Annotated in this window: 12 protein-coding genes and 1 pseudogene; 1 reads left to right on the top strand and 12 read right to left on the bottom strand. The window is 68.3% G+C overall.

Annotated features, from left to right (window positions below; all coding sequences use genetic code 11):
• From ACLN58_RS10755 to ACLN58_RS10700, 12 genes and pseudogenes are all read right to left on the bottom strand, one after another.
• Positions 1-332: pseudogene (locus ACLN58_RS10755) on the bottom strand (WYL domain-containing protein); the annotation flags it as partial.
• Positions 333-416: 84 nt separating this feature from the next.
• Positions 417-812 carry an FKBP-type peptidyl-prolyl cis-trans isomerase gene (locus ACLN58_RS10750; protein ID WP_415855257.1) on the bottom strand — a complete coding sequence of 132 codons (396 nt, stop codon included), beginning with the start codon at positions 810-812 and terminating at the stop codon, positions 417-419.
• A gap of 44 nt (positions 813-856) precedes the next feature.
• Positions 857-1786 (bottom strand): FKBP-type peptidyl-prolyl cis-trans isomerase, encoded by a 930-nt coding sequence (locus ACLN58_RS10745; protein WP_415855256.1) that lies wholly within the window; start codon positions 1784-1786, stop codon positions 857-859.
• Between the two features lie 131 nt (positions 1787-1917).
• Complete coding sequence (pafA, locus tag ACLN58_RS10740) at positions 1918-3294, bottom strand: Pup--protein ligase (RefSeq protein WP_415855255.1); 1377 nt, start codon at positions 3292-3294, stop codon at positions 1918-1920.
• 62 nt (positions 3295-3356) lie between these two features.
• Positions 3357-4055 carry a proteasome subunit alpha gene (gene prcA / locus ACLN58_RS10735; protein WP_415855254.1) on the bottom strand — a complete coding sequence of 233 codons (699 nt, stop codon included), beginning with the start codon at positions 4053-4055 and terminating at the stop codon, positions 3357-3359.
• A gap of 1 nt (position 4056) precedes the next feature.
• Positions 4057-4866, bottom strand: coding sequence for a proteasome subunit beta (gene prcB, locus ACLN58_RS10730; RefSeq protein ID WP_415855253.1), 810 nt, complete (start codon positions 4864-4866; stop codon positions 4057-4059).
• An 8-nt stretch (positions 4867-4874) separates the two neighbouring features.
• The gene (locus ACLN58_RS10725) at positions 4875-5078 is read right to left on the bottom strand and encodes a ubiquitin-like protein Pup (RefSeq protein WP_415855252.1); all 204 of its coding nucleotides are present in this window, start codon (positions 5076-5078) and stop codon (positions 4875-4877) included.
• Positions 5079-5182: 104 nt separating this feature from the next.
• On the bottom strand, positions 5183-6832 hold the full coding sequence (dop, locus tag ACLN58_RS10720; protein ID WP_415855251.1) for a depupylase/deamidase Dop: 1650 nt from the start codon (positions 6830-6832) through the stop codon (positions 5183-5185).
• 24 nt (positions 6833-6856) lie between these two features.
• Positions 6857-8557, bottom strand: coding sequence for a proteasome ATPase (arc, locus tag ACLN58_RS10715; RefSeq protein ID WP_415855258.1), 1701 nt, complete (start codon positions 8555-8557; stop codon positions 6857-6859).
• Between the two features lie 190 nt (positions 8558-8747).
• Positions 8748-9770 (bottom strand): tRNA (adenine-N1)-methyltransferase, encoded by a 1023-nt coding sequence (locus tag ACLN58_RS10710; RefSeq protein ID WP_415855250.1) that lies wholly within the window; start codon positions 9768-9770, stop codon positions 8748-8750.
• Positions 9771-9814: 44 nt separating this feature from the next.
• Positions 9815-10993 (bottom strand): site-2 protease family protein, encoded by a 1179-nt coding sequence (locus tag ACLN58_RS10705; RefSeq protein ID WP_415855249.1) that lies wholly within the window; start codon positions 10991-10993, stop codon positions 9815-9817.
• Entirely contained in the window at positions 10990-11712 is a 723-nt protein-coding gene (locus ACLN58_RS10700; protein ID WP_415855248.1) for an HAD family hydrolase, read from the bottom strand. Before ACLN58_RS10700 ends, ACLN58_RS10705 begins: the two co-directional genes overlap by 4 nt.
• Positions 11713-11818: 106 nt before the next feature.
• Here ACLN58_RS10700 and ACLN58_RS10695 point away from each other — a divergent pair, with 106 nt between their 5' ends.
• A complete protein-coding gene (locus tag ACLN58_RS10695; RefSeq protein ID WP_415855247.1) occupies positions 11819-12718 on the top strand; it encodes a proteasome assembly chaperone family protein in 900 nt (299 codons plus the stop codon).
• The last annotated feature ends 1 nt before the right edge of the window (position 12719 follow it).

The following is a 12719-nucleotide window of genomic DNA, read 5'->3' as shown; positions in this document are numbered from 1 at the left end:
GTCGCGAGCCCAGCGAGGGCCAGGAGCTGCTGCTCCTGCGGGGTGAATTCGACCTCGGGAAGCCGGAAGTTGCGGGGATCGATGCGGTAGAGCGACGTCGTCGCCCCACTGTCCTCGCGTTCGTACCCCTGGCGCTCGGCCACGTCGGCGCCGAGCGCGCGGAGGTCAGCCTTGTCGCGCTCGAATTGGCGCTCCACCGTGTCCCTGTCCCGATCCGCCCCGGGAGTCCACCCGTAGACGTCGCGCAGCAGGCGCTCGCGGGAGATCCCGAGCTCGGTGTGCAGGAGGGCTATCAGGAGGTTGAGGAGGCGTTCGGTCTTCTTCTGGGACACATCGGCAGACTACCCGGAACGCCCGCGGGGCGCGGGCGGCACATGCCGCCCGCGCCCCGCGGAGAGTGTGAGCTCAAGCTCGGGTCAGCGAACCCCGACCAGGTCGACCACAAAGATGAGCGCCTCATTCGGGCCGATCACCCCGCCCGCACCGGCCGAGCCGTACGCGAGATCGGACGGGATTTCGAGCCGGCGGCGGCCGCCGAGCTTCATGCCGAGAAGCCCCTGATCCCACCCCTGGATGACCTGGCCGACTCCAACGCGGAAGTCGAGCGGCCGGCCGCCGTTCCAGCTCGCGTCGAACTCCTCGCCAGTGGACCAGGCCACGCCGACGTAGTGGGCGGACACGGTGTCTCCGGGGAGGACCTCACGGCCCTCCCCCTCGATGAGGTCCACGATCTTGAGCTCGGAGGGCACGGGCCCCTCGGGGAAATCGATCTCCGGCTTCTGCCGGTCGTACTCGCGCTGTCCGAAAGACATGGGTGTTCCTCTCTGTTGAACCGAGTCTGGGTACCGGTGCGGGGTTACTGGACGCCGAGGATGTCGACGACGAAGACGAGATCGCCCTTCGCCTGCCCCTGGCCCTGATCGCCATAGGCCTGGGCTGCCGGAATCACGAGCAGCACGCGCGAACCGACGGTCTTCCCGGTGAGGCCCTTCGTCCATCCCTCGATGACCTGCCCCAGCCCGAACGTCGCTGGGGTGCCGCGATCGTAGCTCGAGTCGAACTTGGTGCCGTCGGAAAGGTTCACACCGACATAGTTGGCCACGATCGTATCCGTGGCCTGCACGGTAGCGCCCTTGCCCTTGATGAGGTCCTGCGAGATGAGCTGGGTCGGCTTCGCGACGCCCTTGACGTCGATCTGCGGGACTCCCTTCGAGTCCTCGGTGACCTTCGGCAGGCCAGCCGGCGGCGTGACCGCGTCGCCGGACGGCTTGCTCAGCGGAGCGGGGACGTCCTTGGCGTCATTGATCTTGAGGATCAGGAGCGTCGTGGTCCCATCGCCACCCTGCTCGGCGCTCACTGGCGGGGTCGCGTAGGCGAGGTAGGAGCCGATCTTGGCGCCGACAAGTGCGTTGTAGAGCGATGCATTCTGCTGCTTGAGGCTATCGTCGACCGGAACCTTCTCGGGCTGGTCCTGGCTGAACGAATCGCCGAGCGTGCTGCCGTCCGTGCCCTTGAGGGCGAGGACACTCACGGTCGTGGACTGGCCGGCCTTCACGCGGGCGCCCGATCCCTCTTGGACCATCTTGATGGTGAGGCTCGAGACCGTGAGCGGCTTTTTGAAGTCGACCGTCGGGGCCTTCGCGTCGTTGGGAGTCACCTTGAGCGAGCTCAAGGCATTGACGTCACCGGCGGACTGGCTGGTCGGCTCGCTCGACGACGAGCTTCCGGAGCTGCAGCCGGCGACAAGCAGCGCAAGCGGCAGCAAGAGCGCAATGAGTCGGCGCACTGATCTACTTCCTGTGGGGGTCGCCGCCACGGTCGTGGCGGCGGTCGGGGCCCGTGGGCCGTCACTAGGGTAACGACTCAGCCTGTGAACCAGCTCGCGCCCCTGCGGGCCACCCTACCGTTCGGACGGATTCAGCCCGAAAACGGCCGAAGCGTTTCCAGCAGCTCGTCGACACGAGAGTCCTCGTTCGCGAACGGGTCCTTGCACAGGATGGTGTGGTGGGCGCGATCGTTGAGCTTGAGGTGGACCCAGTCCACGGTGTAGTCGGCACCGGCCGCCTGGGCTGCCTGGACGAACCGGCCCCGGAGCCGGGCGCGCGTGCTCTGCGGCGGGGACTGGATGGCCGTCTCGATGTCTGCGTCCTCGGTGAGCCTGGCCGCGGCGCCCCGGCGCTGGAGGAGGAAGAACAGTCCCCGCTCGGGGCTGATGTCGTGATACGTCAGGTCGAGCTGCGCGACCCGGGCCGAGTCGAGGTCCACGTCGTGCCGCGAGCAGTACGAATCGATGAGCTTCTTCTTGATGGCCCAGTCGACCTCGGTGTCGATTCCGGACGTGTCGCCGGACTCGATCGCCGTGAGCGTGCGGTCCCACAGGTCAAGGATGCGCGGCACATGCGGCGTGTGAGCGCCGTACTGCTGAACGAATTGGCTCGCCTTTTCGAGATAGACCCGCTGCATTTCGAGGGCCGTGAGTTCGCTGCCGTTGGCGAGACGGACGACGGCGCGTCCCGACAGATCGTGCGAGATCTCCCGGATGCTGCGGATGGGGTTCTCCATGCGGAGATCTCGCATGATGACGCCGGACTCGATCATCCTCAGCACGAGATCGACCGTGCCGATCTTCATCATGGTCGTCGTCTCGGCCATCGTGGAATCCCCCACGATGACGTGCAGCCGGCGGAAGTGCTCGGCGTCGGCGTGCGGCTCGTCTCGGGTATTGATGATCGGACGGGACCGGGTCGTCGCCGAGGAGAGGCCCTCCCAAATGTGGTCGGCGCGCTGCGAGAACGCGAAGATCGGACCGTGCGGCGTCCGGAGCACCTTGCCCGCGCCGCAGAGGAGCTGGCGCGTGACGAGAAATGGAATGAGGATCTCGGCCAGCCGGGAGAACTCGGTTCGCCGGGGAATGAGGTAGTTCTCGTGGCTCCCGTAGGAGTTGCCGGCGGTGTCAGTGTTGTTCTTGAAGAGGTAGACGCTCCCGTCGAACCCCTCCTCGTGGAGCCGCTTCTGGGCCTCGTCGATGAGGTCCACGAGGATCCGCTCCCCCGCCCGGTCGTGCGCGACGAGCTGAGCCACGTCGTCGCACTCCGCGGTCGCATACTCGGGGTGCGAGCCCACGTCGAGATAGAGGCGGGATCCGTTGCCGAGGAACACGTTGGAGGACCGGCCCCAGCTCACGACCTTGCGGAAGAGGTAGCGCGCCACCTCCTCGGGGGCGAGCGGGCGGCCCTGGGGGCTCGAATACGCGATCCCGAATTCGGTCTCGACGCCGAAGATGCGGCGGTCCACGCGGCTCCTTTGTTGTGACGAAATGGTCTGACGGTGGTCGGGACCGCCGTGTGTCCCGTGGGCTAAATCGGTCCGGTCAGGAGCTCGGTGAGCTCGTCGGGACCGATGCGGCGAAACGCCCGGCGGACACCGCGTTCCGTCTCCGAGTTGCGGTCGAGGACGGCGACCTCGAGGCTGAGCGCGGTCTCGGTCCGGTCCTCGCGGAGTGCCTTCGCGGCGAGCTGGATCGCCTCCGCGTAGGACGCTTCCGCGCTCCACCCACCGATCACGGCCTCGGCAACGCGCTCGGCCGCGCCGCCCATCACGACGAAGCGGCGCTCGTCGGCAATCGAGCCGTCGAAGGTGAGCCGGAAGAGGTGGTCAGAGCCGACGTCGTGCCCCACCTCGGCCACGGTGAGCTCGACCTCGAACGGCTTCTGCTCCGCGGTGAAGACGGCGCCAAGGCTCTGGGCGTAGACGCTCGCGAGGCCTCTCCCGGTGACGTCGACGCGGTCGTAGGAGTAGCCGCGGACGTCGGCGTAGCGCACGCCGGCCTGGCGCAGGCTCTCGAACTCGTTGTACTTGCCCACGGCGGCGAACGCGATCTTGTCGTAGATCTCGCCGATCTTGTGGAGCGAGGGCGAGGGGTTCTCCGCGACGAGCGCGATCCCCTCGCGGCAGCTCAACACGACGACCGAGCGGCCCCGCGCGATGCCCTTTCGCGCAAAGTCCGCCCGGTCCTTCATGATCTGCTCGGGCGAGACATAGAACTGCTGCGTCATTTCAGGCCTCTCGTCCGGCGATGCTGCGCTGCTCGAGGATGTCCCCGGCCACCTGCGCGAGCTCGTGCTCCGGCGCGCGGCGGTTCCCCGTCCTCGTCACCGTGTACACGACCGGCCAGAGCTGGCGGACGGGGTCGGGGCCGCCGGTGGCGGAATCGTCGTCGGCCGCGTCGAAGAGTGCCTCGACGGCGACCCGGACGGCGTCCGACTCGGAAAGCCCGGGGCGCCACAGCTTCTTGAGCGCGCCGCGCGCGAAGACGGAGCCGGAGCCTACCGAGTGGTGCTCGAGCTCCTCGTACCGCCCGCCGGTCACGTCGTAGGAGAACAGCCGGCCCATGCTCTGATCGAGGTCGTAGCCCGCGAAGAGCGGCACGACGGCTAGCCCCTGGAGCGCGAGGCTGAGGTTCGAGCGGATCATGGCGCCGAGCCGTGTGGCCTTCCCCTCGAGGCTCATGAGCGTGCCTTCGATCTTCTCGTAGTGCTCGAGCTCGACCTGGAACAGGCGCACGATGTCCACTGCAAGTCCCGCCGTCCCGGCTATGCCGAGCACCGAGTAGTGGTCGGCCGGGAAGACCTTCTCGATGTGCCGGCTCGCGATCATGCTCCCCATCGTGGCCCGGCGATCGCCCGCCATGAGGACGCCACCCGCGAAGGACATCGCCACGACCGTGGTGCCGTGCGGTGCGAGATGGGACGCGTCTGCCGGCAAAACCCGGTTGGAGGGCAGCAGTTCGGGACGAACCGCTGCGAGATGCTCTGTGAAGGACGACGTCGCGTGCGCCGCGACGCGTTCCGCGAGGAAGTCGTTCATCCCGGGGCCTACTGGCCGCCCTTCTGGACGAACCCACGTACGAACTCCTCGGCGTTGCTCTCGAGGACGCCGTCGATCTCGTCCAGAAGGTCATCGACGCCCTGGGTCGTTTCGGACGCCTGGGGGGCGGCGGGCGCGGGCGCCGGCGTGCCCGGCTCGACGTCTTCGGCGTCGTCCCGTGACTGGCTGCTCTTCTGCTCCTGACCGGCCATAGCCGCCTCCTTGCGTCGAGCTCGCCGCCTCTGCAGCGGGCTGTGAAACCTATACTGTCACTCTTTCATGCGGGCGGTAGCTCCCGCGGAATCGCGCCTTCGGCCTAGGTGTGGCGCTCGCCGAGGAGGGCCTCCAGGAAGCCCTCGATGGAGGGATGCTCCTCAAAAAGGGCCTCCGTGAGGGCTCGGGTCCCGCGCAACGGCTCCCGGGTAGGGACGCGCTGGAGCCGGTAGCTCCCGGGCGGGGAGAACACGACCGAGTCCCAGCTCGCGCTGGCGACGTTCGCGGGGAAGCGCTGTATGCTCTTGCCGCGGAACCACGCGCGCGTGTCGACTGGCGGGTCTATCGACGCGCGCGCTATGTCGAGGTCCTCGACAAGGCGCTCGAGGCTCCCGTTGTTGAGCAGCCGGTACGCGAGGCCGCGTTCCGGGCGCACGTCGGACCACTGGATGTCGACGAGCCCGAGCCGGGCGTCGTTCCACGCGAGGCCGTCGCGGGCCCGGTAGCCCTCGAGCACCCTCTGCTTCGCGGCCCATTCGATGTATCCGGCGGCAGCGTCGGGCGCCGACTCGAGGTCTGTCAGCGCCCGCTCCCAGAGCCGTAGGACAGTCGCGGTGTGACCGTCGCCGCCGTGTTCGGCCGCAACGCCCGCCTCTGCGGCGAGCTTCGCGGCCGCCTCGAAGTACACCCACTGGAGCTCGAGGCCCGTGAGCCGCCGGCCGTCGAGAAGGCGCACCGTCTCGCCGAGCCCCGGGTCGTGGCTCAGGCGATGCATTGCTGCGACCGGCTCGTGCACCTCGATGGCCGGCACCGCGCCCGCCTCGATGAGGCTCAGCACGAGCGCCGTGGTCCCGAACTTGAGGTAGTTCGCCACGTGGCTGCAGTTCGCGTCCCCCACGATCACATGGAGGCGCCGGTACTTGTCCGCAACCGCGTGAGGCTCATCGCGCGTGTTGATGATCGGGCGCCGCATGGTCGTCTCAAGACCTACCTCGGCCTCGAAGAAGTCTGCGCGCTGGCTGATCTGATAGCCCGGCGTCCGGCCGTCCTGCCCAATCCCCACGCGCCCCGCGCCGCACACGAGCTGACGCGAGACGAAGAACGGGGTGAGCCCCTTGACGAGGTCAGTGAACGGCACGGACCGCGGCACGAGGTAGTTCTCATGGGAGCCGTAAGAGGCGCCCTTGCCGTCCGTGTTGTTCTTGTACAGATTGATCGGACCGTGCTCCCGGTCACCCGCGAGGGCGCGCACGGCAGTAAGCACCACAACGTCGCCGGCCGCGTCCCATACGACCGCGTCGAGCGGGTTCGTGACTTCGGGGCTCGAGTACTCGGGATGCGCGTGGTCCACGTAGAGCCGCGCCCCGTTGCCGAGCACGAGGTTCATGAGCGCGGGCTCCTGGTCGCCGTCGAGCTCAAGCTCGGCGGGACCGTGCGCGAGCGCCACGCCCTCGGCCGTGAGCACGGGCTCCATGTCGGTCAGGAGGTCAGGATGGGCCTGGGTGCGCCTCACCGACCAGCCCCGCGCGTCGCGCAGCGGGGTCTCGTCGGTGTAATCCCACCCCGCGCCCGGCGAGGCGTGCAGACGCTCTCGCGTGAGCTTCGCGTAGGACGCGATGACCTGCGACGAGAGGTACGTTGCGTTCGCCCCCGGGGTCGACGGCGCGTGGATCCCGTATTCGGTCTCGGAGCCCATGACGCGCAAGGCCCCACCGGCGGGCAGTCCGTCGGGCCCGTGGTCGGTGCTGGACATCTCACTCCCCCTAGCGGCCCAGGATCACAGGTATTGGCCCGTGCTCTGCGCCGTCTCGATGGTCCGTCCGGGCTCGCTCCCACCCTTGCCCTGCACGATCGTGCGGATATAGGTGATTCGCTCGCCCTTCTTGCCGGAGATCCGCGCCCAGTCGTCCGGATTGGTCGTGTTGGGCATGTCCTCGTGCTCGCGGAACTCTTCGGCCACCGCCCGAAGCAGGTGCTCGATGCGGATGCCCTTCGACCCCGTGAGGAGGAGGTCCTTGATCGCGGCCTTCTTGGCGCGGTCAACGACGTTCTGGATCACGGCGCCGGAGTTGAAGTCCTTGAAGTAGAGGATCTCGGTGTCGCCGTTCGCGTACGTCACTTCGAGGTACTCGTTGACCTTGTCAGTCGAGTACATTGCCTCGACCGTGCGCTGGATCATGAGGTTAACAGTCGCCGCGCGATCGCCGCCGTGTTCGGCGAGGTCCGCGGGATGGATGGGCAGCTCCTGCGTGAGGTACTTCGAGAAGATGTCTGCCGCGGCCTCGGCGTCCGGGCGTTGGATCTTGATCTTGACGTCCAGCCGGCCTGGCCGCAGGATCGCCGGATCGATCATGTCCTCACGGTTCGACGCGCCGATGACGATCACGTTGTCGAGGCGCTCCACGCCGTCGATCTCGCTCAGGAGCTGAGGAACGATCGTGGTCTCGACATCGGAGGAGACGCCCGTGCCGCGCGTGCGGAAGAGGGAGTCCATTTCGTCGAAGAAGACGACGACGGGGCTTCCGTCCGAGGCCTTCTCCCGGGCCCGCGAGAAGATGAGGCGGATGTGCCGCTCGGTCTCGCCGACGTACTTGTCGAGGAGCTCGGGGCCCTTGATGTTGAGGAAGTAGCTCTTGATGTCCTGCCCGCCAGCACGCTCCATGGCACGCGCTGCGAGCGAGTTCGCAACGGCCTTCGCGATGAGCGTCTTGCCGCAGCCGGGAGGGCCGTACAGGAGGATGCCCTTGGGCGCCTTGAGCCCGTGCTCTCGGTAGAGCCCGGGGTGCAGGAACGGGAGCTCCACGGCGTCGCGGATCTGCTCGATCTGGGACGCGAGGCCGCCGATGTCGTCGTAGCTGATGTCTGGAACCTCTTCGAGGACGAGGTTCTCGACCTCGGAGCGCGGCACCTTCTCGAGGGCCGTCTGCGTGCGATTGTCTACCGACACCGCATCGCCGACCCGGAGCTGCTCGAGCAGCAGCGGCCCGGACAGCCGCACGACGCGCTCCTCATCGCCCCGTCCGATCACCAGGATGCGGTCCGGGCTGAGGATCTCTTTGACGGTCACGAGCTCGCCGGAGCGCTCGTAGCCGAGTCCCGCGACCACCTCGAACGCCTCGTTGAGCAGGACCTCTTGGCCGACGCTGAGCTCGTTGAGGGCAACCAGCGGGCTGAGCCCCACGCGGATCTTCCGGCCCGCCGTCACGACGTCCGCGCTCTCGTCGGTGACCGCGGCGGCCGCGCCGCCAGCTGTGCGCCGCCGGTTAAGCTGCACGACCGTTCCGTAGCTGTAAGGCGGCTGCCCCTCATGCTCGAGGGCGGACTTGAGCCGGACGATCTCCGTCTTCGCCGTCTGCAGCATCTCAGCCATGCGGGTGTTGTTGGACGTGGCGGCGGAAAGCTGCCGGTCCACCGCACGAAGCTTGTCCCGGAGGACGTTGACCTGACGCTCGAGGACTCCCTGCTGCTCCGCATTCATGCGCGCGGCGTCCTCGCGCCCAGCCCCGTTCCCCTCGCGCTCTTCCATGACTCTCACACCCTCTCGTGGCTCGGACAGTTCCGATACCTCGACACTAGCTCCACTGCGGCCGGGGAAAAGGGCCCTAAGCACCAGAGTCGCTAAGCGTTACATTGACGCAACGTTTGAGAGGCGAGAAAGCATCCGCGACCTAAACTTCAGGCTCCTCGACTCGCCCAGCCCTTGCATCTCGCGCCGCTCGACGCAGCTTCCGATCCGAGACCAATCGCTCGCCCACGGACTCCGGAGTCCACGCGTTGAGGTCCTCCTGGGTGAACTCCGTCTTGGCCCGCTTCTTCCGAGCAAGCGGCTCGACGCCGTCCGCGAGACGGCGCGCCACGAGCAGGAAGCCGGTGTGCCCGACCATGCGGTGCTCGGGCCGAACGGCGAGCCCTTCGAGGTGCCAACCACGGACCATCGACTCCCACGCGTCGGGCTCCGTGAAGCGCCCGTCCGCCCGGATCGCCTCGGCCGTGCGGGAGAGCTGGGTGGCAGTGGCGACGTAGTTGATCCACACGCCCCCGGGCGCCAGGACGGTCGCGACGGCGTCGAGGCACTCCCACGGAGCGAGCATGTCGAGCACCACGCGGTCCACGCTTGCCGGTTCCTCGGCCTTGACGACCTCGTCCTGGAAGTCCCCGAGCGAGACGCGCCACGCGGGGTGCGGGCCACCGAAGATCGTCTCGACGTTCCCCCGCGCGATCTCTGCGAACTCCTGGCGACGCTCGAACGAGTGGAGGTAGCCGGCGTCGCCCACGGCGCGCAGGAGGGAAATCGACAGCGCGCCCGAACCGACGCCGGCCTCGACCACGCGGGCGCCCGGGAAGATGTCCGCCATGGTCACGATCTGCCCCGCGTCCTTGGGGTAGACCACCGCCGCACCGCGCGGCATCGAGAGGACGAAGTCCGAGAGGAGCGGGCGGAGCGCCTGGTACTGGTGGCCCGCGGTGTTGGTCACGACCGAGCCGTCGGGAAGGCCAATCACCACGTCGTGGTTCAGGAACCCCTTGTGAGTGTGGAACGCTCCCCCGGCCTCGAGAGTGATCGTGTTCATGCGGCCGCGTTCGTCCGTGAGCTGGACTCGCTCGCCGACGCGGAACGGTCCGCGGCGCATCGCGGCTCCCGTCGGCTCCGGAACGAGCGCGGACGGGGACGGGGTGCTGCTTTCGGTCATGTGTTCCTTCTTCGTGAGGCGTGGGCCGCGGAGCGTGGTCGCCGCTACCGCGAGGGCCGGCCCGAGATGGCGGCGACGACGGCGCGCTGGCTGAGCAGGCCCACCACGCGTCCCGTCGCGTCGACGACGGCGTATTCGGTGCCCTGGAGCTGGGCGAGGTACTGCACGAGCTCCTGGCCACCGGCGGTCTCGGGAACGTACGCGCCCGGCGCGAGGGCGTAGCCCACCGCGGTCACGGGCGTACTCGCGCGGGCCGGCTCGGGAACACGCGTGATCGCGGCGGGGTCGACAACGCCCTGCGGCTTGCCGTCCGGAGCGCAGAGGACGACGACGACGCCGTGCCCCGCGCCTGCCTGGACGGCCTGCTCGACGGTTGCGAAATTCGGCACGCCGACCGCGGGGACGGCGAGCTGACCCGCGACGACGTTCGGGAGACGGCTGCGGAACCCCGCGTTCCGAATCGAGGCGCTCGCACCCTGCCACAGGAAGGCGGCCACAAGCAGCATCACGAGCGTGAACGAGATGTCCAGGCCTTGGCCCTGAAGCCACGGCAGCACGAGCCCGAAGAACACGATGCCAGCCACGACGATGCGGCCGGCCCAGCCAGCCGCGATCGTGCCTCGCTCCTGGGATCCCGTGGCGCGCCACACGATGCTCTCCACAATGCGCCCGCCGTCCAGAGGCAGCCCCGGGAGAACGTTGAACAGCCCGATGAGGAAGTTTGCCCACATGAAGATGTTCGAAAGGATGTCGGCGACACCCGTCAGGACCACGGTGTTGACCAGGATCCACGCGGCGCCGGCGAGCACGAAGTTGGCGGCGGGCCCAGCAAGCGCTACGACCACGGACCGCCCTGGGGAAGCCGTGAAGGCTTCGAACTGCGTGTGCCCACCCCACAGGTTGAGCACGATCTTCTGGCTCGGCCAGCCGAAAGCTCTCGCGCTGAGCGCGTGCGCGAGTTCATGGACGAGCACTGAGAGCAGGAGCAGCACCGCGTAGGCGAAGGCCACGAAATACGCCCCCGCGCCGAGCTGTGGTTGGCGAAGGGCCAGGGTCGGTCCGTACACGACCACCGTGAATCCCGCGATGAGGAACCACGAGTACGCGAGGTAGATCGGGACGCCCGCGATCCGGCCCAGCCGGATCCCGTCCCGCGTGCGGCCTTCCTGAGCGCGGCCGTGGTCCTGGCCGGGAGTGGGCTGGCCCTCTGGACCCGCGCTCATGCGCGCCCCTGCCCGACGAAGGTGGACGTCGCGCGCTCAAGGACGCGCGCGACGTCGTCCGTGGAGCGACCCGCAAGGGTGTCCCACTGCTCGTCACCCAGCTCGGGCGGAAGGGCCACGGTGTTCGGGACCACGATGGTTGTCAGGCCCGCCGCGATGGCGGACGCCGCGCCCGGCTGGGAATCTTCGATCGCGACGCATTCGGACGCGTCGAGACCGTCAAGGGACTCGGCGAGGCGCGCGAGGCCAGTGAGGTAGGGCTCCGGGTGCGGCTTGCCGTGAGACACGCTGTCGCCCGTGACGACGGCGCTGAAAGCCCCCGCGGGCAGGTGGGCGATGATGCGCTCGACCATGGGTCGCTCCGACATCGTCACGAGCGCGCATTCAACGCCAGCGGCGAGAAGCGCCTCGAGGAGATCACGAGCGCCCGGGCGCCACGGGACGGCCTGGGCGAGCTGTTCGACGACGCGGGCGGTCAGCCGGTCGATGATCTCCCGGATCTCGAGCTCCACCCCCGCCTCCTGGAGGATCGCCGCCGACGTCGGGAGGGCCTGGCCGACGAGCCGCATTGCCTGCTCGTGCCCCCACTGCCCGCCGAAGGACGCGACGAGCTCGTGCTCGGCCACGATCCAGTAGGGCTCGGTGTCGACGAGGGTACCGTCCATGTCCCAGAGGACGGCACGCAACTGGGCAGCGTCAAGTTCGTCGGGAAGGCGCATATGCACCAGTCTACGGGGACTGACAGGGTGTCCTCCCTGCGCGAAACTCTCCTCCGGGCGCCGGAACCACCCTGCGAACGGGGCTTCTTGGTCATAGGCTGGAGCGATGAACGAGTTCGACGCCGACGCTCCGGCACCCCACCTCGGCCTCTTCCCGACGCCCGCCGAGGGCGAGAGGGTCACGGTGATGCTCGCGGCATTCGAGGGCTGGAACGACGCGGGCGAGGCGGCGAGCGAGGCCGTGCGCTCCATCAAGCGGCAGTTCGGCGCGCAGAAGGTCGGGGCCATTGACGCCGACGACTACTACGACTTTCAGTTCACGCGGCCCACGGTGCGCCGCTCGGGATCAGGCCGCCGGAGGATCCGGTGGCCTTCCACTCGCGTTGCGACGGCGCGCCTGGACGACTATCCCATCAACCTTGTCTTCGTCCAGGGCACGGAGCCTTCGTACCGCTGGCGCGCATTCACGGAAGAACTCATGGAATACGTCGAGGATCTCGACGTGGACTACCTCATCGTCATCGGCGCGCTGCTCGCGGACGTCCCGCACAGCCGGCCCATCCCCGTCACGGCGACGAGCGAGGCGGGAGACCTGCGCGAGCGGCTCAACCTCGAGGCCTCCCAGTACGAGGGCCCGACCGGGATCGTCGGCGTGTTCGCGGACGCGGCGGATCACCACGGCATTCCGACCATCTCCCTCTGGGCGGCGGTTCCGCACTATGTCGCGCAGGCACCGTCCCCGAAGGCGCAGCTGGCCCTCATGCACCGCATCGAGGAGATGATCCAGATCCCGCTCGACACGAACGAGCTGGCCGAGGACGCTGAGGCGTGGGAGCGGGGCGTCAACGAGCTCGCGACCGAGGACCCGGAGATCGCGGCCTATATCCAACAGCTTGAGGAAGCCAAGGACACGGCCGACCTCCCCGAGGCGACCGGCGAGTCGATCGCTCGCGAATTCGAGCGCTACCTCAAGCGCCGCGGCAAGGAGGGTGGCGCCGCCACCTGAC

The organism is Sinomonas sp. G460-2 (assembly GCF_047759905.1).
Taxonomy (GTDB): domain Bacteria; phylum Actinomycetota; class Actinomycetes; order Actinomycetales; family Micrococcaceae; genus Sinomonas.
This window is presented reverse-complemented; position numbering and strand designations above follow the sequence as displayed.